19 protein-coding genes and 2 pseudogenes are annotated in these 21,178 nt (G+C 55.5%); 12 read left to right on the top strand and 9 right to left on the bottom strand.

Annotated elements, in window-relative coordinates; all coding sequences use genetic code 11:
* The first annotated feature begins 212 nt into the window (after positions 1-212).
* Both A8C75_RS11940 and A8C75_RS11935 read left to right on the top strand, forming a co-directional pair.
* Positions 213-545, top strand: a complete 333-nt coding sequence (locus A8C75_RS11940) for a YnfA family protein (RefSeq protein WP_067382481.1) — start codon at positions 213-215, stop codon at positions 543-545.
* A 78-nt stretch (positions 546-623) separates the two neighbouring features.
* Positions 624-1,424, top strand: a complete 801-nt coding sequence (locus A8C75_RS11935) for a metallophosphoesterase (RefSeq protein ID WP_067382478.1) — start codon at positions 624-626, stop codon at positions 1,422-1,424.
* A 1,106-nt stretch (positions 1,425-2,530) separates the two neighbouring features.
* On the opposite strand, the gene A8C75_RS24275 is transcribed toward A8C75_RS11935, so the two are convergent.
* Both A8C75_RS24275 and A8C75_RS24100 read right to left on the bottom strand, forming a co-directional pair.
* Positions 2,531-2,896 carry a tyrosine-type recombinase/integrase gene (locus tag A8C75_RS24275; protein ID WP_120785193.1) on the bottom strand — a complete coding sequence of 122 codons (366 nt, stop codon included), beginning with the start codon at positions 2,894-2,896 and terminating at the stop codon, positions 2,531-2,533.
* Complete coding sequence (locus A8C75_RS24100; RefSeq protein ID WP_157890279.1) at positions 2,809-3,522, bottom strand: phage integrase N-terminal SAM-like domain-containing protein; 714 nt, start codon at positions 3,520-3,522, stop codon at positions 2,809-2,811. Before A8C75_RS24100 ends, A8C75_RS24275 begins: the two co-directional genes overlap by 88 nt.
* Before the next feature lie 794 nt (positions 3,523-4,316).
* Between A8C75_RS24100 and A8C75_RS23620 the strand changes: the two genes are divergently transcribed.
* The 4 genes from A8C75_RS23620 to A8C75_RS23360 all read left to right on the top strand — a co-directional run bounded on the left by A8C75_RS23620 (position 4,317) and on the right by A8C75_RS23360 (position 7,293).
* Positions 4,317-4,856 carry a hypothetical protein gene (locus A8C75_RS23620; protein WP_157890278.1) on the top strand — a complete coding sequence of 180 codons (540 nt, stop codon included), beginning with the start codon at positions 4,317-4,319 and terminating at the stop codon, positions 4,854-4,856.
* Between the two features lie 88 nt (positions 4,857-4,944).
* Positions 4,945-5,598, top strand: coding sequence for a hypothetical protein (locus tag A8C75_RS11925; RefSeq protein WP_067382475.1), 654 nt, complete (start codon positions 4,945-4,947; stop codon positions 5,596-5,598).
* A gap of 106 nt (positions 5,599-5,704) precedes the next feature.
* Positions 5,705-6,448, top strand: a complete 744-nt coding sequence (locus A8C75_RS11920; RefSeq protein ID WP_067382472.1) for a hypothetical protein — start codon at positions 5,705-5,707, stop codon at positions 6,446-6,448.
* An 80-nt stretch (positions 6,449-6,528) separates the two neighbouring features.
* Positions 6,529-7,293 (top strand): toll-Interleukin receptor, encoded by a 765-nt coding sequence (locus A8C75_RS23360; protein ID WP_157890277.1) that lies wholly within the window; start codon positions 6,529-6,531, stop codon positions 7,291-7,293.
* A gap of 179 nt (positions 7,294-7,472) precedes the next feature.
* Here A8C75_RS23360 and A8C75_RS11915 read toward each other — a convergent pair.
* Positions 7,473-8,231 (bottom strand): annotated as a pseudogene (locus tag A8C75_RS11915) (IS5 family transposase); the annotation flags it as partial.
* 243 nt (positions 8,232-8,474) lie between these two features.
* On the opposite strand from A8C75_RS11915, the gene istA reads away from it, so the two are divergent.
* Both istA and istB read left to right on the top strand, forming a co-directional pair.
* The gene (gene istA, locus A8C75_RS11910) at positions 8,475-10,016 is read left to right on the top strand and encodes an IS21 family transposase (RefSeq protein ID WP_067382466.1); all 1,542 of its coding nucleotides are present in this window, start codon (positions 8,475-8,477) and stop codon (positions 10,014-10,016) included.
* 26 nt (positions 10,017-10,042) lie between these two features.
* Entirely contained in the window at positions 10,043-10,798 is a 756-nt protein-coding gene (istB, locus tag A8C75_RS11905) for an IS21-like element helper ATPase IstB (protein WP_067382463.1), read from the top strand.
* Between the two features lie 79 nt (positions 10,799-10,877).
* On the opposite strand, the pseudogene A8C75_RS11900 reads toward istB, so the two are convergent.
* Positions 10,878-11,165, bottom strand: a pseudogene (locus A8C75_RS11900) (transposase); the annotation flags it as partial.
* A 701-nt stretch (positions 11,166-11,866) separates the two neighbouring features.
* On the opposite strand from A8C75_RS11900, the gene A8C75_RS23960 reads away from it, so the two are divergent.
* Complete coding sequence (locus tag A8C75_RS23960; protein WP_067382458.1) at positions 11,867-12,400, top strand: reverse transcriptase family protein; 534 nt, start codon at positions 11,867-11,869, stop codon at positions 12,398-12,400.
* 99 nt (positions 12,401-12,499) lie between these two features.
* Here A8C75_RS23960 and A8C75_RS11890 read toward each other — a convergent pair whose 3' ends face one another.
* From A8C75_RS11890 to A8C75_RS11870, 5 genes are all read right to left on the bottom strand, one after another.
* Positions 12,500-13,282 (bottom strand): GntR family transcriptional regulator, encoded by a 783-nt coding sequence (locus A8C75_RS11890; RefSeq protein WP_067382453.1) that lies wholly within the window; start codon positions 13,280-13,282, stop codon positions 12,500-12,502.
* A gap of 60 nt (positions 13,283-13,342) precedes the next feature.
* Entirely contained in the window at positions 13,343-14,497 is a 1,155-nt protein-coding gene (locus A8C75_RS11885) for an ABC transporter ATP-binding protein (RefSeq protein WP_067382447.1), read from the bottom strand.
* 40 nt (positions 14,498-14,537) lie between these two features.
* Positions 14,538-15,386, bottom strand: a complete 849-nt coding sequence (locus A8C75_RS11880; protein ID WP_067382443.1) for a carbohydrate ABC transporter permease — start codon at positions 15,384-15,386, stop codon at positions 14,538-14,540.
* 12 nt (positions 15,387-15,398) lie between these two features.
* Complete coding sequence (locus tag A8C75_RS11875; RefSeq protein WP_067382439.1) at positions 15,399-16,331, bottom strand: carbohydrate ABC transporter permease; 933 nt, start codon at positions 16,329-16,331, stop codon at positions 15,399-15,401.
* A gap of 103 nt (positions 16,332-16,434) precedes the next feature.
* Positions 16,435-17,709, bottom strand: a complete 1,275-nt coding sequence (locus tag A8C75_RS11870) for an ABC transporter substrate-binding protein (protein WP_067382437.1) — start codon at positions 17,707-17,709, stop codon at positions 16,435-16,437.
* 378 nt (positions 17,710-18,087) lie between these two features.
* Between A8C75_RS11870 and nagB the strand changes: the two genes are divergently transcribed.
* The 3 genes from nagB (at position 18,088) to nagA (ending at position 21,104) form a co-directional block, all read left to right on the top strand.
* Positions 18,088-18,867 (top strand): glucosamine-6-phosphate deaminase, encoded by a 780-nt coding sequence (nagB, locus tag A8C75_RS11865; RefSeq protein WP_067382434.1) that lies wholly within the window; start codon positions 18,088-18,090, stop codon positions 18,865-18,867.
* Between the two features lie 210 nt (positions 18,868-19,077).
* Entirely contained in the window at positions 19,078-19,965 is an 888-nt protein-coding gene (locus A8C75_RS11860; protein WP_067382431.1) for a glucosamine kinase nucleotide-binding domain-containing protein, read from the top strand.
* Positions 19,965-21,104 carry an N-acetylglucosamine-6-phosphate deacetylase gene (gene nagA, locus A8C75_RS11855; protein WP_067382427.1) on the top strand — a complete coding sequence of 380 codons (1,140 nt, stop codon included), beginning with the start codon at positions 19,965-19,967 and terminating at the stop codon, positions 21,102-21,104. The genes A8C75_RS11860 and nagA overlap by 1 nt, the downstream gene beginning before the upstream one ends.
* The last annotated feature ends 74 nt before the right edge of the window (positions 21,105-21,178 follow it).

Genomic DNA, 21,178 nt, shown 5'->3' with positions numbered 1-21,178 from the left:
CGAAGCCGCTCTGCTATCCCGGTGGTGCGAATTGCACCCTTGGCCGGTACGCAGTCATGACGAATCACCAATCACCAATCACCAATCACCAATGTCGCTTTATTCACCTTTCAGCTAGCCCCTTGTCCCTAACTTTCCTTCCAACCGGAGCCGGGAGTGGGCATGATGCCTTGGACACTCATGGAGTATCGATCACTAAGAGGTAGCGTCTATTGCCGGAACTAAAAACAGTCAGTCTTTTTTTCCTGACGGCCCTGGCCGAGATAGTTGGGTGTTACTTGCCGTATCTCTGGTTGCGTGAAGGTAAATCAATCTGGTTATTGGTGCCCGCTGTGCTGAGCCTGGCGGCGTTTGCCTGGTTGCTTTCGCTGCACCCGCAAGCTGCCGGTCGTGTTTATGCCGCCTATGGTGGCGTCTATGTTTGTATGGCCATTTTGTGGTTGTGGGCGGTTGATGGTATTCGGCCAACGGTCTGGGATTTTATGGGCTCGGGTGTGGCGCTTTTGGGGATGGCCATCATCATGTTTGCCCCGCGCGGTGCATAGCATGACCACAAACTTCCGTCCACCGACAGTCCAAGGCCTTGCCGGCGGAGCTTAACGTGATTATCCAAGAGCATATCTATGACTGACTCCCTGGCTATTGCGCTACACAGCGACCTTCACCTGGAACTGCAGGGCTGGCCCAAGGGCATGATGGCGGGCCATATACCGGGTACCAGGCAGTATCCGGATGTGGTTGTGCTGGCCGGTGACATTGCCAGCTTCCTGGAGGTCGGAGATTATCTGCAGGACCTGTCCGAGGGTTTTCCAGCCGCGCATGTTCTGTATGTTCCTGGCAACCACGAAGGCTACGGCATTGCCGATGTCCAGGCTGCGGAATCCGCATTGAAGTTAAGGTTCGTCAACCACCCACGCATTCATGTGCTGCAGATGGGCTCGGTCGTGATCGGAGACGTTCGTTTCCTGGGCTGCACCCTATGGAGCAGCTTCCTGGGCAATGGCTCTGGGCGTCAGGCTGATGCGCGTTTGCGGGCGCAGAAAACGATTGAAGACTTCCGTGTGATTGGCTACCAAAAGCGGGTGTTTACGGCTGATGATTGCCAGGCACTGAGTGAACAGCATCAGGCCTGGCTGGCGCAGGAGCTGGCGACCCCATTCAATGGCAAGACCGTGATTGTGACCCATTTTGCGCCCAGCATGTCGCTGGCCAACCGGCGTTTTGACCCCAGTGACCTGACACCCTATTTCAACCTGGACCTGGACCACCTGATTCACCAATTTGCGCCCGATCTCTGGTGTTATGGCCATACCCACGACAATTTCGATCTCGAGATAGGCGCAACACGGGTGCTTAGCAATCAGCGCGGTTACGGGAACGAGTGTGCCCACAGCTATAACGCGAATCTGCTGGTTTATATCTGAGGGGAAAGGCAGGTTATAAGCCGTAAGCCGTAAGCCGTAAGCCGTAAGCCGTAAGCCGTAAGCCGTAAGCCGTACGAGAGCGTGCTGGTGGTGGGGTGAGGTACTGGTTTGCGTAGGGTGCCAATGAGCCTGCGAATTGCACCAGTTGGTGGTATGCCACCTCTCGGTACAGTTCAACTACATAGGTAACAGTTCAATTCAATAACATGGGTAACACTTTGCTGGGCGCTGAGACTTCCTGGACCTTTGGTCTGCAGTGCTGGTGGACGCTTCGAGGCGGTTTGATGGTTTGTGTTGCGCCTTGCTGGCGCGTTACTTTCTTTGCATGCGCAAAGAAAGTAATCAAAGAAAGGCGCCCGGTACGGTTAACCCACATAGGTAACAGTTCAGTTCAATGACATGGGTAACACTTTCTGATCCTCGGTGAGGAGGGATAGCCTTCTAAATACTCAGCGGTACAACTGGCCACGGTGACTTTCTGATAATCCCTGTTACGACCTCCTGGTCGTGTTACTTTCTTTGCACGCGCAAAGAAAGTAACCAAAGAAACGCGCCCCAATGAAGCCTTTCCGCTGCGCTCTGACGCCATTGCGCGGGCGCAGCTAACGGCACATCCTGTGCCTAATCTGCGGCTCGACAGTCCCTGTCTTCGCCCCTGCGGGCCTGATCGCACAATAACGCCAGTGCTCGCCGGCTTCATAAGGGGGAATTGGAGCCGTTCTGATGTTTCGGTAGTGTGGATGGAATGGGACCTTGGACGTCGATCCGATAGTGCTGGACGGGCAGGGCTGTAGGCACAACGGTGAATCACCAATCACCAATCACCAATCACCAATCACCAACTGGTGCTGTCGCTTTTTTCACCTTTCACCTTTCACTTTTATCCTTGAGCCTTGCCCCTGCTTTCGGCATCATGTTCAGGCGCTCAAGGAAGTGGGTGCGTAAATTAGATCGTCAACATAGCAAATCGTCAGCTGAGCAACGGAAGCCAGGCTGGGTGAATCCTCTCCCCAATCTCAACTCCTCTGTTCTTGCTGGCCCCGCCTGTGATCGCAAGGGCATACCGTCGTCGGTGGGGCGGTAGCGTGGTTTTTTGGCCGTGTATTTCAGAGAGAAAGACTATCCAGTGGACTCGTTACACCCCGCTCATGCACGCCAATTACGTGGGTGTAAATCATGGTAGTGCTGATGTCGTTGTGCCCCATCAGCTCCTGAATATTGCGGATATCCGTACCGGAACGCAGCAAGTTGGTCGCGAATGAATGGCGAAACGTATGACAACTCGCCTTCTTGCGTATCCTGGCTTTCGCCAGCGCGCGGGCTACTGAGCGACGCACCTGTTGTTCACCGACATGATGACGCCGAACGACTTGGCTGCGTGGGTCTAGCGCACGATTCGGTGCTGGAAATACATACTGCCAAGCAGGGCTGGTCGCTGCGGCGGGATACTTTTTTGAAAGCGCATATGGCAATAAACCTCGCCAAAACCTTCGCTAAGATCTTGCTGGTGCAGTGTCAGGGCGAAATCGATCTGAAGCTGCAAGGGCGCGACCAGTGAACGTGGCAAAAGGGTACGTCGCCATTTATCGCCTTTGGTTTCGCGAATGAACAGGCACTGCTGGCCGAAATCGACATCCTGTACTCGTAATCGAACAGCCTCCATTACCCGGAGGCCTGATCCGTACATCAGGCTCGCCGCCAGTTTATGGTTGCCCTCCATGAATGAAAGGACTTGCATAGCTTCTTCATGGCTGAATACAGTCGGTAGTCGGCGTCCCTTGCTGGCCTTGTTAAACTGGAGCTGGCCAAGATCGCGCCCTAGAAATTGCCTGTACAGAAATACGACTGCATTGAGTGCTGTTTTTTGCGTATTAATGGCGACAGAACGGTCATTGGCCAGATGACTCAGCCAGGCATCAACCTCTGTCGTACCCATTGACTCTGGGTGGCGCTTATTGTGGTAGCGAATGAAGTCGCGAACCCATATGCAATAGGTCTTTTCCGTGCGATATGCCATTTGGCGGGCTCGGATAAAGGCCCGAAATCGATCCATGAACCGAACGGGCTGAGCAGGCAGTAGCCTTGGGATATCATCCATTGGCAGTTCCATAGAACCTTTAGCTGTATGTTTGTACAGTATTGTTCGGGATCATGGGTATCGCAAGCTGGACAAACGGCCTTGGAGGCCAGTATCTAGGTATGCGGCTAAATATGTACTAATATTTCTTTACGATCAAAAGGTTACGGACTGATGTGAAAATGTGGATATGAGGCTTGGTGATCATTTTGTCAGATTCAGTTCGATTGAACAGATGACCTGGAAGGCTGATGGTGTCTGGCTTTGAGCCCGTTTTTGACGAAAAATCATCAGGAAATACTAGCCTCGGGTAAATCGGCCTCCGAGGCTACGATACAAATGTTAGAGTTGAAAAGTTCGTGCGATGGGGGTTTTAGCCAATGTCGCTTTCAGCCAGCTTTACAACGTTTACAGTGTGCAATGAACTTGAGCGGTTTGGCGATCGAGTATGGCTTAAAGTGGCGAGTCCGCACTTCGTTGAAAGAGGTGCCGGTAGAAGCAACGAGGTTAGATACGAGTATCGCAGTTTCGTTCGTTACCGGAGAGCAAGGGGTCTAAGGGAAAAAAGTGTGTGCCTGGCAATCCTGTGGTACCGTTACTGGGGCAGCTTGGCATTGCCCAGCGGTGTTAACTCACACGCTTCAAGAAAGGGAGTTTCTGAAAATCATGTACGCATTTCAAGTCTACTCTAACAATGCCGTAAACTGGACGCAAAATACTACGCAGTTTTTTGCGCACTCGTTTCGCTCATTATTTTACAAAAAACCGCTCCGTATTTTCCGCCAGTTACGGCGGCGTTAAAACGTGAGGAAACTATGAGCTCCGAAAAGAAAGAGGCCATATCACTGGCAAGCATCATGTCTATCGCTTTTGCAGTAGTACTGAGCTTCGACACTTTGGTTTTTAATAAGGTTCCAATAATACTGATGCTTTGGGGCCTCGTGGCAGGTCTAGTAATCGGTCACCAAGAAGTACGATCTTTTTGGGTGAACTATAAGCTTGCTATATTACCCTCGCTAATTCTATGTATTTCTCCTCCGATAGCTGCATTGTTTAGAGCACTTCTCGCGGTCGCTGCTGGCGTTGTACCAAATGTCCAGTCATTTTTTGGTTATTCAATATTTAATCCTGGTTGGTTGCAATACAAGCCATTTTTAGTCTTAGCCGTAGTCGTATGTGCATACATAATCACCTCTATCATATTAACAGTAGGAAGCATGGCAAGTGGGCTTTTACTACGATATCTTTCATCTGCCTACGCAGCCGGTCCGGCAGCATTTGAGAGAGTAGAAAAAATTGCAAAGCGTGTAATATCAATACTAACCATACTGGGCATATTCGCTCTGTTGTCATAAAATTTTTAACAAGGCGCTGCTGACGGACAATTTTTTCGCTGCGCTCCAAAATAGCCGCAGAGCGCAACGTTAGCTGTCTGAGGTATCAATGAAACTCAAATGGAAAATTGGTATCGGAGTAGTGATGGTTCTTGTCGTTCTGTCATCTATGTCTTTATTTTATCTTACAGCTCGAATGGAACCGGCCGAAATGGCGCCGCCAGACCCTGAACCACCAAGCAACGTTGACGAGTTGCTAAATGAAATGGAATTTGGAGTGATTGCGTTCAACGCACCAACCGATATCAATATAGATGATTCCCCACAGATTCAGCTTATCTTGAGCCTTGCTGAGACTATAGAAAAACTGAAACAGTCTATTACTGAGGAAGGTGAAAAGGTGGGTGCCAGAATTAGAGTAAGTGACAGAATGGAAGCTCAACTTTCCGGTTATATGTTTCAAATCACTGCGATAACCCCCGAAATACAAGCGGTCTCTAAATTACAGCAAACAAAATGGAAATGGGAGATTCATCCAAAAGAAGAAGGAGAGCACAAATTGCACCTCACTTTGACAGCTCTTTTGGAGATTGACGGACGCAGCACCCCAAGAGCTATCAGAACCTTTGACAAAATTATCGAAGTAAATGTCACAACGACACAAAAGATCAGTCTCTTTTTCAAAAACAATTGGCAATGGCTATGGGCTGCCATTTTGGTTCCAATTGCAGGGTGGCTATGGAAACGAAGGAAAAACAGCTAACAATCACATCCAGCTGACAGAAAAAAGCGGCGCTCCTCGTCCCTCGTCGCTCTGCTTTTTGCTGCCGCTGATGTGAGGCGTTAGGCTCTCAAGGAGTACATACATCATGGATGCATCATTATTAGAGACGCTTGGCAAAGTTGCTGGGGTTGGCGGGATTTCGCTTGGTGTCGTCACCTTAATTTTTAGAGACGTAATACGGAAAAATATTTTCCCAAGTCTGACAAAAGTGCAGGCTTATAAGGTAATTCAGCAAATTGTGTGGTTAACATTTCTTGTTGCTGCTATCGGACTGGCTTCTTGGGTATATATTGAAACACGAACCGTTAAACCTGTAATCACCGAAGAAGCAAAGCCCAAGATCGGTCAATTTGCTCTTAACATGAGTAAATCCTCTTTTAGAGAAACTTTGTCTGCTAAATTTGCAGCCAGTGAGATTAAGCTTCCAACTTATGGTGTTGACCCAGCATTCTTTGGAGTAATCAACAATTTTAGGGCAATATTTTCTGTATCAATTGAAAATGTTAATGAAAGAGATTTGCTGGTAACAGATGTCATATATGACGTTAGCGAAATTGGCCAAGTGATGAGCGGCGGAGCAGGTCCATTAAACTCTAATCAAACTTACTTCCATGAAATTAAATATGAAGTAGGCCAACAGAAGAAACAGTTGGTCCCACCTTATCGTATTCCTGCTAAGTCAGTTGGAGCATTTGAATTAGAATTGTATTCCACTGACCCTCGGCCTGGCCTAACTTGGATTATGAACGTCACATTCGTCACTAATATGGGGGAAGTAAGTACAGATACATTTCAGTTGATTTTAACTGGAAAGAATACAGATGGTTAGCCTAACAAGTGCGTCAATAAGGACGCTCGCAAGCTCGCGCCTATTACGCAGGCGTTATAACTTATGGAGAGTGCATCAAATTGAAGACATTTTTAAGTTGGTCTGGAAATAAAAGTCACTCAGCTGCTTTAGCTTTTTCGGATTGGATACCATGTGTTATACAAGCAGTTGAGCCATGGGTATCTTCGAAGGATATTGACCGAGGTTCAATTTGGTTTAATGAGATCTTTGAGCAATTAAAAGATACTAATTTTGGTGTTGTTTTCGTTACAAAGGAAAATCAAGACAAACCTTGGCTTCTTTTTGAATCGGGAGCTTTGTCAAAAGGGTTGTCGGAAAATCGAATTTGTACGGTTTTAATAGATTTGGATGTTAGAGATATTGATGCTGGCTCACCTCTTAGACATTTAAATCATACCGTACTAGAAAAGGATAGCGTTCTTGCTTTAGTGAAAACTATTAATAAAAATATAAAGGAAAGTACAATTCAAGAAAAACACCTAGAGACATCATTTAATGCGCTTTGGCCAAGTTTAGATTCTAAGTTACAAGAAATACTGCTCAATGAGCCTGTTTCAGAGGAACCACGTCGAGATGATGCAGATGTTTTAAATGATATTCTAGATAATGTATTAAATATTAATAAAAAAATATCTCGACCCGGTTCGATGCGCCATGGTCATTACATATCCCCAAGTCACGCGAAAGCATTGGTCAAGAATTTAGTGAAAATGGCGCTAGATTACGGTGATATTGTCGAAGCTGTTGGCGATGTTATTCCTGATGGCTGGTTAAAGAAAGAGCTTGGATCTTACGGAATGTATGATGAAGATGATGAAAGTTAAGTTATAACAAACACGGGCACCTCGATTAACCGATGATTTTCGCTGAATTGAGCAACAGCTCTACGGCGACGACAAAAACAGGGTGATTTCCCCGGCAAATGAAGGTTTATTTCATCAGTTTGATGCCTATCCGTGGTTCGAATCACGCCTGCTGGGCGCCATTCGACCCACGGCGGCCATCAGAAAGCCTCGATTCGGGCTCGGCGTAAATACACCAACCGCTTCAGGTTGTAGCAGGTCGCCATCATCGTCATTTTTACGTTCGCCCGTGCCTGACCGATGGTGCGTATCAGCATGCCTCCCATCTGCTCGATGGCCCCGAACACATGCTCTACCCGGGCGCGGATCTTGGCGATGCGGTGGTTGCGCCGTTTCTGGCAGTCGGACAGTGGACGGTTACGCGCCCCTTTGCGTTGAATTTCAGGGCGATTGCCACGCTGCCTGAGATCCGCCTCCCGCGCCTGGCTGGCATAGCCGCGATCGGCGTAGACATTCTGGCTGGTGTTATAGGGGTCAAGTACCTGCTCGAAGTGGCGGCTGTCATGCACCGAGGCGGTGCTGGTCTCAATAGCGCGGATCACCTTATAGCGCTTGTCGACATTGATCGACAGCTTGTAACCGAAGTGACTCTTGCCATGCTTCTTGGTCCAGGTGGCATCCACATCCTTCTGGCGGCGCTGGGCCGGCTTCCAGTCGGCGGGCGTAGCCTGTTGCTCAATGATGTCTTTTTCATGACTGCGAATACGCTGTTTGGGCGCAGGGACCAGGGTCGCATCGATAATTTGACCGCCGCGCGCAATATAGCCCCGGCGCATCAGTTGATCCGCTACACCGTCAAACAGGGCTCTGGCGCCGGCTTCACCGATCCGGTTCTCAAATGTCCAGATCGTGGTGCGGTCCGGAATATTACTGATCTGCGTGAGTCCGCAAAAGCGCTGTGCATATTCCGACCCATCGTGAACAGCCATTCCGGCGGAACGTGAACACCCATTCTGGTTCAACGTGAACACCTGTTCCGGCCCAAGGTGAACATTTTTGCCGGATTTCCGGAATCGCCGTTCACGGCACCGGAATCACTGTTCATCTTCCCGGAATCAGTGTTCACGTTTGTCCGGAATATTTCTTAACGCGTTGATATTTAAACTTATTTGGTAACCTTTCCGCATTTTCAGGGAGAGGCTATGCCGGCTAAGAGGATCACAATGCGTAAAATCCGAGACGTTCTCCGCTTGCGGCTTGCCGCCGGGCTGTCGATCCGACAGATCAAGGACAGCACCAAAATCAGTGTCGGGGCCATCCAGAAGCTGCTGCACAAAGCCGATGAGCTCGGGCTTGCCTGGCCCTTGCCCGACGAGCTGGACGACAGCCAGTTGGCGCGGCTGTTCTATCCCAGTGCCGACACAGCTCCCTCGACCCGTTACCAGGTCCCCGACTGGTCTGCCCTCCATCAGGAACTCAAGCGCAAGGGCATGACCAAGCAGCTGCTGTGGGAGGAGTACACCCAGCAGTATCCCAACCGCTGTTACAGCTACTCCCAGTTCTGCGACCGTTACCGCCATTGGTGCGGTCAGCAGAAGCGGTCGATGCGCCAGACGCACCGGGCCGGCGAGAAGTGCTTCGTCGACTACTGCGGGCCGACGGTGCCCATCATCTGCGCCAGCACCGGCGAGGTGCACCAGGCGCAGGTGTTTGTGGCGGTGCTCGGGGCCTCCAACTACACCTATGCCGAAGCGACCCTGAGCCAGTCACTGCCGGACTGGCTGGGCAGTCATGTGCGGATGCTGGAGTACTTTGGCGGAGCCACCGAGATCGTGGTGCCCGACAACCTCCGCAGCGGTGTCAGCCGGGCCTGTCGCTACGACCCGGACCTGAACCCGAGTTACCAGCACTGGGCCGAGCATTACCAGGTCGCGGTGGTGCCGGCGCGCCCGTACCGGCCGAAAGACAAAGCCAAGGCCGAAGTTGGTGTGCAGATCGTCGAGCGCTGGATCCTGGCCCGCCTGCGCCACCACAGCTTCTTCTCGCTGGCCGAGGTCAACCAGTGTATCCGCGCCTTGCTGGAGGAGCTGAACCAGAAACCGTTCAAGCAACTGCCGGGCAATCGTCGGCAGGCCTTCGAACAGCTGGACCGGTCGGCGCTGCGGCCGCTACCCAGTCATCCCTACCGCTATGTGGCGATCAAGCCGGTCAAGGTCAACATCGACTACCACGTCCAGTACCAGCAACATCACTACTCGGTACCGCACCAATACGTGGGCGAGACCCTGGAACTGCATGCCAGCGACACCTTGATCACCCTGTACTTCCGGCAACGGCCGGTCGCCTCCCACCCGCGCAAGCACCGGCCCGGCACCACGACTGAGGCCAGTCACATGCCCAAACGCCACCAGAAACAGCAGCAGTGGACGCCCGGCCGACTCAAAAACTGGGCCAAGGACATGGGCCCCGAGGTGCTGGTCTGGGTGGCCGAGCAGCTGGCAGCCAAGGCCCATCCCGAGCAGGCCTACCGGGTCTGCCTGGGGCTGCTCAACCTCAGCCGGGACTATCCGGCCACACGGCTGGACGCCGCCTGCGGCATCGCCAACCGGGAAGGCCTGATCCGTCTGAAGCAGATCAAATCGATCCTGCACAGCAACCGTGACCGGGTGCCGGAGCCGGTCAACCTCCAGACCGAGCTGTCCCAGCAGCACGAAAACATCCGTGGCCCCCACAGCTTCCACTAACGCCTTCACGCACCCAAGGAAAAACCATGAGCACTCAGACTCTGGCGCAGCTGCGCCACCTCAAACTCGGCGGCATGGCCCGCGCCCTGCAAACCCAGCTGGAACAGGTCGGCACCTATGAGGGACTGCCGTTTATCGAGCGGCTCGGCCTGCTGGTCGAGCAGGAAAGCCTGAGCCGGGACCACCGCAAGCAGGAGCGCCTGGTACGGCAGGCACGCTTCAAGCTCAGCGCCACCGTGCAGGACATCGACTACCAGCATCCGCGTAACGTCAGTCAGGCCCAAGTCGCCCGGTTGGCGCAGGGGGACTGGATCGAGCGGGCCCAGAACCTGCTGATCACCGGACCCTGCGGCAGCGGCAAGACCTACCTGGCCTGTGCGTTGGGCCACAGCGCCTGCCTGCGGGGCTACAGTGTCCGCTATTACCGGCTCTCGCGCCTGCTGCTGGAACTGACTCAGGCCAAGGCGGACGGCAGCTACCACGCGCTTCTCAAGCAGCTGGCGAAGGTCCAGCTGCTACAGATCGACGACTGGGGACTGGAGCCACTGAAGCCGGCCCACCGCAACGATCTGATGGAGATCATGGACGACCGCCACGGTCAGACCTCGACGCTGGTGATCAGCCAGTTGCCGACCGATCAGTGGTACGCCAGCATCGGCGACAACACCCTGGCGGATGCTATCCTGGACCGGCTGATGCACAACGCGCACCGCCTTCAGTTGAAGGGCGAGTCGATGCGAAAAATCCTCGGGCAGTTGACCGAAGATGAACACCTGAGCTAATAATCCCAAGGCGTGATGCGTTGAGAAATCAGGTGTTCACGTTCGTCCGGAATCGGTGTTCATCTTCGCCGGAATACGCACGCTGGTAACTCATGCGGTCCAGCAGTTGGTATTCCATCTGCTCGTCGGACAGGTTGTATAGCCGTTTGAGTACCAGAATTCGCACCATCGTCTCCGTCGGGAAGGGAGGCCTGCCACCCTGCGAGCTGACCGGACGCGGCGCAACTTGATCAACGGCCGCCGCCAGGGCAGAAAAGTCGATGTGCAGATTGATCTCCGCCAGCGGATCGCCCAGGCGGTCGATCTTCTCCCGGTGCTGATCGGCGGCAAACAAATCGGTCTTGAGGGCGCTGCGTGGCTTCTTCATCGGTATCAGTCCGTGGCTGTATCAGACGCTGTGAATTTTACCCAAGGGTACAGCTGGTCGGCGAGGTTTTTCGAGGCGCCCACACATTAAGACGGAACTCCAACAGTTGGCTGAGTTTCGCTTCGCTACACATCTTAGCCAACTGTTTCCGTCCGCTTATGTGGGCGTTAGTGCGTCAAGCGAAGCTTGATGCATCTTGCAGGGTGAAAGTCCCTGTCGGGTAAGGTTTAACCAGCCACCCGTATCGAGTGTTGCGCCTGTGGCGGAGCAGTTTTTTTTTGAGGCTGCGAACAAGACAGGTGAAGCGTACACAGAGAATCATGTAGGCCACAGGGGATACCGTGTCCCTGAAGTGCTGGCATCGCTCCGATAATAAAGAAAGCTCTGGTTGACGAGGCTTGTAACGCAGTCGAAGTCCATGCAAAACAACCGTATCAGGTGAGGTTGTGGCGAACCAGCGGGGTTCTCAAGCCGTGGCATGCATGAAGAGATGGATCAGGAACTTGAGAGATCCACGCTTGCTCCCCAGGGACGGGGTAGGGAAGTAAAGCCTGATGGCGAAACCAACGATGGCAACGTGGAAGTCGGATCAGCTCATAGTAGTCCGAGGTCAGGAAAGCTGGCCACATGGCGAAGGGGCTGACAGTTATATCCGCTGTGCAACAGACACATAGGCCGGACAAAGTAGGGCTGGAACCACTATGACAACCGCATTGCACAGCATCGCATTTAAAGCACAGAGCCACCCTCGGCACAGGTTTCAGAATTTATACGGATTACTGAATTCTGATCTCCTGTATCAAAGCTGGGGGCAGCTAAACAAACAAGCGGCGGCCGGCATCGACGGCATAACCATGCCTGAATACCGGTCGAACTTGGTTGGAAATATCCAGCGTGTCAGTCGCCAGCTCCAGCAGAAATGCTACCGGGCATCGGCGATCAAACGCATCTTCATACCGAAGGCCAATGGCAAACGACCCGTTAGAAGCCGACGAGCACTGGACCTATTTTTCGATCAGGCCCGGCAGGGGCGAGGCATGGATGCCGAGCCGCCGATGCGGCATAGGGACGTGCCGTCAGCGGTGCCCGGAAAATTGGTCCAGCGCGTAGTGTTAAGGCTTCTTCGGGCGGCCTTCTTTTGCTTACTTTTCTTCGGCCGTTGGAAGAAAAGTGAGTCGCCCAGGAGGGCGAAACCAGGGCTATCCGACACCGGCAAAACTCCAACACCCCGATAACTTCGACAGAAATCAGTGTAACCCCGCACGAACCTTCGAATCTTCACCCAACCTTCAAATGCACAGATCGGCTTTGTCGAAACCGATGCCCTTTGGCTATTAAATGCTTTCCACCGGCACCCCATCCGGATTACGAATCTCCGCAACAAAATCATAGGCATCGCCTGGGAACCAGGAGCGGGTGAATTCCACTGGGGTATCGTCGGCCAGCAGGCCCAGGCGCTCGATATAGAGCACGGCGCTGTTGACGGGGATGCCGAGGTGGGCGGCGCGGGTTTCGTCGATGGAAATGGCGCGCAGGCGTTGCAGCGCCTTGACCGGGCGCAGGCCCAGTTCCGACATCACCTGATAGAGCGAATCCTTGATGGCGAAGGGGTTGTCGAGAAAGCGGCGCGGAATGGCGGCCATTTCCAGCCCCATGGGTTGATCGTCCACGGTGCGCAGGCGATGAAAGCGTACCACCTCGTCATCGGGACCCAGCTTCAGGGCGCGCTGTTCCTCTGCGCTGGCCAGGCCCAGGGAACGGTCGAGCCATTTGGAGCCCGGGTTGCGGCCGCGGTCGCGCATGACTTCGGAGAAGCTTTTGAGAAAGTTCAGCGGCTGTTCCACGCGATCGCTGACAAAGGTGCCCACGCCCTGGCGTTGCACCAGCAGGCCCTCGGTCACCAGGTCATCAATGGCGCGGCGCACCGTCACGCGGGATACCTTCATGCTGCTGGCGATTTCCCGCTCCGGCGGTATGGCCTCGCCGTATTGCAGCTGGCCGTTGTGGATGGCATCGCGGATGCGTTGCTGCAGTTGCAGGTACAAGGGCTTGGCGACCCGCGAGCTTTCCACGGGGGCGTCGAAGATGCTGTGAATGAGGCTGTCTGTCTTGTCCATGGCTGATCCTGTACCGCAACAATGCCCGCGCCTGTCTGCAGATAGGCGCGGGCGGATTCCTTAAAGTGTTTCCTGGCCCACGGCCTTGAGCTGTGCCAGCTGTGCGGTTGAATGCACATTGCCGGGCTTGAGCCTGCGCAGCGCACGGTCGTTGCTGTCGAACACGTGGGCATTGTGGGGGGCGAAGGATACCTCGATACGCTCGCAAGTGGTAACGGTGCTCTCGCCGCTGCCGCGTACGACCATCTCGGTGCCATCGCCCAGGGTCATGTAGATAAAGCTGGCCTCGCCCAGGCGCTCCACCAGGCTGACATCACCGCTGAGCAGGGTGCCGGCATCGCTGCGCTCTTCGATGTGTTCGGGTCGCACCCCCAGGGTGACGCTGTCGCCGATCTTGAGATCGCCGGCTTCAACACAGGCGCGGCTGCGACAGCCATTGCTGAGCTGAATTTCGATATGGTCGCTGCCAATGGCGGCGACCTTGCCATCGATAAAGTTCATCTTCGGTGAGCCGATAAAGCCGCCGACAAAACGGGTGCTCGGATGCTGGTAGAGCTCCAGCGGTGTGCCGCACTGTTCGACCCGGCCCTGGTTCATGACGACTATCTTGTCGCCCAGCGTCATGGCTTCGACCTGATCGTGGGTCACATAGATGATGGTGGCGCCGAGCTCCTGATGCAGTTTGCCGATCTCGACCCGGGTTTTTACGCGCAGCGCAGCATCGAGGTTCGACAGTGGCTCATCGAACAGGAATACATTGGGATCACGCACTATGGCGCGGCCAATGGCGACACGCTGGCGCTGACCACCGGAGAGCTCGCGGGGCAGGCGCTCCAGCAGGTGATCGATATGCAGTATCCTGGCGGCGTCGCGCACCTTGGCCTCGATAAAGGCCTTGTCCTTGCCGGCGATCTTGAGGCCGTAGGACATGTTCTTGAACACGCTCATGTGGGGGTAGAGCGCGTAGGACTGGAACACCATGGCGATGCCGCGCTGCGCCGGGGGCAGGCTGTTCACCTGCTGCTCGCCGATGCACAGCTCGCCGCTGCTGATATCCTCAAGGCCTGCAATCAGGCGCAGCAGGGTCGACTTGCCGCAGCCGGAGGCGCCCACCAGTACCACGAACTCGCCGTGCTTGATGTCCAGGTCGATACCGTGCAGAACCGGGGTCTCGCCGTAGCTTTTCTTGATGTTGCTCAGTTTGACGTCAGCCATGATTAACCTCGTTTATTCTTGTGTGTCTGTATTGCCCGACTCATTTCACAGCCCCGGAGGTGAGGCCGCGAATCAGCTGACGGGAGAAAATCACGTAGAGCACCAGTACCGGCACTATGGCGAGCGTCAGGGAGGACAGCACCGCGTTCCAGTCGGTCACGTACTGGCCGATAAACTGCTGCACGCCAAGGGTGATGGTCTGGGTGCTTTCACCGGGTGCCAGAATCAGCGGGAACCAGAGATCGTTCCAGATCGGGATCATGGTGAACACGGCCACCGTGGCCATGGCCGGGCGTATCAGCGGCAGGATAATGGTGAAGAAAATCTTGTACTCGCTGACATTGTCGCAGCGCGCCGCTTCCTTCAGCTCCTTGGGCACCTGGCGGATAAACTCCGACAGGATGAACACCGCCAGCGGCAGCCCCTGGGCGATGTACACCAGCACCAGGGCGGTGAGGGTGTTGACCAGGTCCAGGCTCGCCATCAGGTTGAGGATGCTCACTGTGCCCAGGCGAATGGGAATCATGATGCCCATGGCGATCAGCACCGCCAGGAAGAGGTTGCCGCGAAACTTGTACTCCGTCAGGGCCCAGGCCGCCATGGCGCCGAACAGCAGCACGAAGAACAGCGAGACCAGGGTCACGATCAGGCTGTTGCCGAAATAGAGGCCAAAGTCGGCGCGCCCCAGCACCTGCTCGAAGCCCTCCAGGCTGAACGAGTCCAGCGTCGGCAGGGCCAGCGGGTCCTTGAAGATGGCCTTGCGGCTCTTGAAGGCGTTGATGATGATCACCAGAATCGGGAAGAGCGCGATAACGGTGTAGGTCAGCAGAACCGCATGGGTCATGAGGGTCTTGCCGGTGTTGTGTTTGAGGCCGGGCAGGCTAAGCATGGTTGTGTCCCCTCAGAGCTGAAAACGTTTCATGCGGCGCTGAATAACGAACAGGTACAGCATCACACCCACCAGGATGATCAGGAACATCAGTGTTGCCACCGCAGCGCCCATGGTGATGCTGCCCGATTGCAGCTGGAAGCCAAAGAAGGTGCGGTAAAACAGCGTGCCCATGATATCGCTGGAGAAGTTGGGCCCCGCTAGGGCGCCCTTCACGGCGTAGACCAGCTCAAAGGCATTGAAGTTGGCCACAAAGGTCAGGATCGACACCATGCCAATGGTGGGCAGTATCAGTGGCAGCTTGATGTTCCAGAAGGTCTGCCAGGCGCTGGAGCCGTCGACCACGCTGGCATCGATCAGGTCATCCGGAATGCTCAGCATGGCGGCGTAGATCAGCATCATGGGGATGCCGACGAACTGCCATACCGAAATCAGCGCCAGCGTAATGAGCGAGCTGGATTCCTTGCCCAGCCAGGCATCGAAATACTGCCCCAGGCCGATGCTGTACAGAAAGCCTTCACTGATGCCCCAGATCGGGCTCAGCAGCAGCTGCCAGACGAAGCCGATAATCACCACCGACAGCATGGTGGGCATGAAGATCAGGGTGCGATAGGTATTGCTCAGGCGCAGTCGTGGCGAGCTGAGCAGGGCGGCCAGAAAGAGCCCAATGGGGTTTTGTACCAGCATGTGAATGATAAAGAATTTGGTGTTGTTCCAGAGCGCGTTCCAGAACGGCTCGGACCAGGCGGCATCCAGCAGCAGGGTCTGATAGTTGCTGATACCGGCGAAGAAACGCTGTCCGGTTGCGTCTTCCTGAAACAGGCCGAGCCAGAGGGTGTCGAGCAGCGGATAAACGCTGAAGGTCACGTAGATCAGCAGGCCCGGGGCCAGAAAGAACAGAATGTGCCACGGAAAGCGGCGCTGGATGGAACTGGGGTGAGACATGGTTCAGTACCCGCCTTGAGGATTCGCTTTTTGTCGATAGCCGGTCGCCAGGGTGCAGCCTGCTGTGCGGGACTCGCCGTTGCCGGCAAGCCCCGAGGCATCGTTACTGGTGCGGCTTGTACCACTGGGCCAAGCCGGCCTCGACCTGCTTGGCGGCATCCTCTGGGCTCAGGGTGCCGTTAAGCACCTGGGTGCTGACGTTCCAGAGCTCGTTCTCCATGCTGGGCGTACCGCGAGACAGGATCTGGTAGGAATTGCGGATGGTCTGTTCGCACCCCTGGCGCCAGCTGAGGAACTGCTGCGCCACCGGATCCTTGATCTCGATCTGGTGGTTGGACAGCGAGAAGAAGCCCGGCAGCTGGTTGGAATAGAGCTCGGCAAAGTCCTTGCTTGCCATCCAGCTCAGGAAGGTGCGGGCCGCGGCCTTGTTGGGGCTGGCTGCATTGATGCCCATGGCGATGTCGGTGTGATCGCTGATGTAGCAGCTATCCTGACCGTCCGGTACCGGGGGGGCGAAGGCGGCGAACTCGAAATCGGCCTGGTCGTTAAAGGTTGGAATATCCCAGGAACCGGCGGGATAGATAACGCCACGGCCCAGGGTAAACAGATTCTGGGAATCGGCATATTTCTGTGCCTCATAGCCGCGGCCCATGTAGGGGCCCCACTTGGCCATCTGCTCCCAAACCTGCACGTACTGCGGGTCGGTCAGCTTTTCGCTGCCATCAATAAGGCCGCGGCGTCCGGCTTCGCCTTTCCAGTAGTTGGGGCCGATATTCTGAAAGCCCATGGTGGCCGATTCCCACTGATCCGAGGTGCCCATAACCAGCGGTATATAGCGGCTCTCGTTCTTGATGGTGTCGAGTACCTTGAAAAATTCGCTTTCGGTTTTGGGCACTTCAAGGTTCAGCTCGGCGAACAGCTCCTTGTTATAGATGAAGCCGTGAATCACTGAGGCCATGGGCAGGCAGAAGGTGTCCTTGCCGTCATCGGTCACCCAGGCGCTGCGGGCAAATTCGGAGAAATTGTCCATGCCGGCAAGGCTGCTGAGATTCTCAAGGTTGCCCTTGGTATAGAGGCTGAGCGACACATCAAAGGGGCGGCAGGTGATCAGGTCACCGGCGGTGCCGCCCTGCAGCTTGGCCTGCAGCGCCGAGTTGTAGTCGCTCGGGGGCGTGGGGGAGAACACCAGTTCTATATCCGGGTGCTGCTGGTTGAAGGCCGGAATGATGATGTCGTTCCAGATCTTGCTGTCATCGTTGCGCCAGCTTTCGATCACCAGCTTTTCAGCCGACCAGGCACCGACCGAGCCGGTGGCCAGCATCAGACCAAGGGACAGGCTGCCAAGCCGTGTTGCGATACCTTTGACGGGCGTGCTCATTGTTATTGTTCTCCGGGTTTAGTGTTGCAGGATCGTCGCAATGGGGTGGTCAGTACCTCTACGGAGGTGCTGGCCACTCAGGTGATACCAATGTAGACCATAGGCAATGCCAATGGCAATACCACTGCGCAAAATAAATACTTGATCTGGTCATTTGGTGATCACTATCGGCCATTTAAGGTGATGACTGGTCTTTCTGGTTGCGCCTTTTAAAAATACTGGTATTGTTGTGGTATTGCTTTCGTTGCCGGCGATTGGTTATTGGTCATGGCAGGCACGAGGCGCACGTTGCTCCGCAAACAGGCAGCGTGCAACGCATCTCAACGAATAGCTCTAACAACAAAGCCAACAAGGGCCCTGCGGGGCTGGAGGAATGCTATGCAGGTAATCATTGCTGATTCAGCGCAGGAGGTGGCGCGTCTGGGGGCCGATCAGCTGAGTAGCTTGATGCGCACCAGGCCCAATGCGGTGCTGGGGCTTGCCACCGGTAATACACCCATAGCGCTCTATGCAGAGCTGGTGCGGCGCTACCGCAGCGGCAACCTGAGCTTTGCCGGCGCCCGTTCGTTCAATCTGGATGAGTACGTCGGCCTGGCGCCGGAGCATCCGCAGAGCTATCGCTATTTCATGAATCAGTACCTGTTCAGCCAGATCGATATTGCGCTGGAACATACCTGGGTGCCCGATGGCATGGCGGACCCGCAGACCGCCGGCGAGGCTTACGAAGCCCAGATAGCCGCGGCGGGCGGTATTGATCTGCAGGTGCTGGGTATAGGCCGCAATGGCCATATTGGCTTTAACGAGCCGAGTTCAAGCCTGGGCTCCGGCACCCGGATCAAGACCCTGGCGCCCCAGACTCTGGTGGATAACAGTCGCTTCTTTGGCGCCGATGAGTTTCAGCCCAGTCTGGCAATCACCATGGGCATAGGTACAATTCTGCGCTCACGCAAAACCCTGCTGCTGGCAACGGGGGACGCCAAGGCCGATGCCGTTAAGGCGATGGTGGAAGGCCCGGTCACGGCCAGCTGTCCTGCGTCTGCGTTGCAGCTGCACCCTTGCGCGGTAGTGATTGTGGATCGCGCTGCTGGCGGGCGACTGGAACACTGCGAGTATTACCAGCGTGTACGTGAAGAAACCGACCAGCTCAAAAGCCGCTAGCGGTATGTGCTGTACCCGCTGGCAGTGAGTGGTGAGTAGTGAGTGGTAAATAGTGATTAGTGATTAGTGATTAGTGAAAGGGAAAAGAGAAAAGAGAAAAGAGAAAAGAGAAAAGAGAAAAGAGAAAAGAGATTAAGGGCGGTATGGGCAGCAGCGCCCGGGTTGGATGCATCAACGGCTTTTAACGGATCAGAGGGCAAGGCAAAGAGCATGAACGATAACGCGGTTTACCTGCTCGGTGCAGACGGCGGCGGTACCTCCTGCCGGGTGCGCCTGAGCACTATAGAGGGCCAGATCCTGGGCGAAGGGCGTTCGGGCAGTGCCAATGTGCGCCTGGGCGTGGACAATGCCTATGCAGAGATCCTCAAGGCGACCGACGCTGCCCTCCATCAGGCCGGGCTCGACAGGTCCGTGCTGTCGCGCACCTATGCAGGCTTTGGTCTGGCGGGTGCCGTGGATGAAGCGCGCCGAGCCTCGGTGCGCGACTTCCCCCATCCTTTCGCCAGCGTGGCCATCGAAACCGATGCCCACACCGCCTGTCTGGGGGCCCACGGCGGTAAGCCCGGCGGCATACTGATTCTGGGCACGGGCTCCTGCGGGGTCTATCAGAATGCAGGCCAGTTCGACGTTATTGGCGGCTGGGGTTTCATGATCTCGGATCAGGGCAGCGGTGCCTGGCTGGGGCTGAACCTGGTGCGCCAGGCGATGCTGGCACTGGACGGTGTTATCGAGCAGACGCCGCTGAGTCAGGCCGTGCTGGCGCGCTTCGATAACAGCCACAGCCAGGTGCTGGACTGGTCCGAACAGGCGCGGCCACGGGACTACGGTGCCTTTGCACCCCTGGTACTGCAGTTTGCCGCGGAGCAGGATTCGCTGGCGCTGCGCCTGTTGCAGCAGTGCGGTGAAGATGCCGGCGAACTGCTGGCGCGATTGCAGCGCCTCGGCGCCCGGCGGGTCTGCCTGATGGGAGGCTTGAGTGAGCCACTGCGGCCCTGGTTGCCGGCGGCCTTGCTGCCGTTGCTCTGTGCGCCTGTTGGCGATGCGATGGATGGCGCCCTGTTGCTGGCCCTTGGCCTGTTAAATGTGAGGGAATCCTGATGCAGTATGCGTTAATCAATGGCCGCATCTTTGACGGCGAACAGATGCTTGAAGGCCGTGCTCTGTGGGTGCGAGACGGGCGTATCGAAGCGCTTGCAAGCCCCGAACAACTGCCCTCGGGCATCAGCACTGCCGATCTGGGTGGCCAGTTGCTGGCACCGGGTTTTATCGATACCCAGGTGAATGGCGGCGGCGGTGTGCTCTTTAACGACAGTCCGGATGTCGATGGTATTAGGGCCATCGGCCGTGCCCACAGGCGCTTTGGCACCACCGGCTTCCTGCCGACCCTGATCAGTGACAGGCGCGAAGTCATGACAGCTGCACTGGGTGCAACCCGGGAGGCGCTTGTCAGCGTGCCGGGTGTGCTGGGTATTCATCTGGAAGGACCTTTTCTGAATCTGCAGCGCAAGGGCATTCATCCCGCCAGCATGATTCGCTCGCCAGAAGACGATGCCCTGGCGCTGCTGAGCAGTTTGAACTGCGAAGGAGTCACGCTGGTGACGCTGGCGCCGGAGCAGGTGAGCCCCGGGTTTATTCAGCATCTGGTGGAGGCCGGTATTGTGGTTGCCGCAGGGCATACGCAGTCGAGCTATGCCCAGATGACCGAAGCGCTGAGCCTGGGGGTGAGCGGTTTTACCCATCTGTTCAATGCCATGACGCCACTCAGCAGTCGCGAGCCTGGCGTTGTAGGGGCGGCGCTGGATGATGCCAATAGCTGGTGTGGCCTGATTGTTGATAATCACCATGTGCATGCCGCAACACTGCGTATCGCCCTGCGGGCGAAAGCGGCGGGCAAGATGATGCTGGTCACCGATGCGGTTCAGACCGTAGGGGTAGGGGGGCGCGAATTCGAACTGCTGGGCCAGGCGATCCTGCGCGAAAACGGCCGCGTCTGCTCGCCTGAAGGGACGCTGGCGGGATCGGATCTGGACATGGCCACGGCGGTACGCAACAGCGTGAAGCTGCTGGGGCTGTCGCTGGAGGAGAGCCTTCGCATGGCGTCGCTTTATCCGGCCGAGTTCTTGCGCCTGGGGGACAGGTACGGCCGTATCCGCGAAGGCTACCAGGCGAATCTGGTACTGCTGAATGAACAGCTGGAAGTACAGCAGACCTGGATTGATGGCAGGGCCGAAAGTTAATGGAAAATGGATGGCAATGAGGTTGAGGCAAGGCGAAAACTGGGGCAAAGGTGGGCTTTAAATCATCTTAGGTT

The organism is Marinobacterium aestuarii, from assembly GCF_001651805.1.
In the GTDB taxonomy this organism is placed as follows: Bacteria; Pseudomonadota; Gammaproteobacteria; order Pseudomonadales; family Balneatricaceae; genus Marinobacterium_A; species Marinobacterium_A aestuarii.
This window is presented reverse-complemented; position numbering and strand designations above follow the sequence as displayed.

What these genes read in the sequence shown, in the direction of transcription:
- A8C75_RS11935 (WP_067382478.1), top strand. Translation starts at nt 624, where the DNA reads ATGACTGACTCCCTGGCTATTGCGCTACACAGCGACCTTCACCTGGAA.
- A8C75_RS24100 (WP_157890279.1), bottom strand. Translation starts at nt 3,522, where the DNA reads ATGGATGATATCCCAAGGCTACTGCCTGCTCAGCCCGTTCGGTTCATG.
- A8C75_RS23620 (WP_157890278.1), top strand. Translation starts at nt 4,317, where the DNA reads ATGAGCTCCGAAAAGAAAGAGGCCATATCACTGGCAAGCATCATGTCT.
- A8C75_RS11925 (WP_067382475.1), top strand. Translation starts at nt 4,945, where the DNA reads ATGAAACTCAAATGGAAAATTGGTATCGGAGTAGTGATGGTTCTTGTC.
- A8C75_RS11920 (WP_067382472.1), top strand. Translation starts at nt 5,705, where the DNA reads ATGGATGCATCATTATTAGAGACGCTTGGCAAAGTTGCTGGGGTTGGC.
- istA (WP_067382466.1), top strand. Translation starts at nt 8,475, where the DNA reads ATGCCGGCTAAGAGGATCACAATGCGTAAAATCCGAGACGTTCTCCGC.
- istB (WP_067382463.1), top strand. Translation starts at nt 10,043, where the DNA reads ATGAGCACTCAGACTCTGGCGCAGCTGCGCCACCTCAAACTCGGCGGC.
- A8C75_RS23960 (WP_067382458.1), top strand. Translation starts at nt 11,867, where the DNA reads ATGACAACCGCATTGCACAGCATCGCATTTAAAGCACAGAGCCACCCT.
- A8C75_RS11890 (WP_067382453.1), bottom strand. Translation starts at nt 13,282, where the DNA reads ATGGACAAGACAGACAGCCTCATTCACAGCATCTTCGACGCCCCCGTG.
- A8C75_RS11885 (WP_067382447.1), bottom strand. Translation starts at nt 14,497, where the DNA reads ATGGCTGACGTCAAACTGAGCAACATCAAGAAAAGCTACGGCGAGACC.
- A8C75_RS11880 (WP_067382443.1), bottom strand. Translation starts at nt 15,386, where the DNA reads ATGCTTAGCCTGCCCGGCCTCAAACACAACACCGGCAAGACCCTCATG.
- A8C75_RS11875 (WP_067382439.1), bottom strand. Translation starts at nt 16,331, where the DNA reads ATGTCTCACCCCAGTTCCATCCAGCGCCGCTTTCCGTGGCACATTCTG.
- A8C75_RS11870 (WP_067382437.1), bottom strand. Translation starts at nt 17,709, where the DNA reads ATGAGCACGCCCGTCAAAGGTATCGCAACACGGCTTGGCAGCCTGTCC.
- nagB (WP_067382434.1), top strand. Translation starts at nt 18,088, where the DNA reads ATGCAGGTAATCATTGCTGATTCAGCGCAGGAGGTGGCGCGTCTGGGG.
- A8C75_RS11860 (WP_067382431.1), top strand. Translation starts at nt 19,078, where the DNA reads ATGAACGATAACGCGGTTTACCTGCTCGGTGCAGACGGCGGCGGTACC.
- nagA (WP_067382427.1), top strand. Translation starts at nt 19,965, where the DNA reads ATGCAGTATGCGTTAATCAATGGCCGCATCTTTGACGGCGAACAGATG.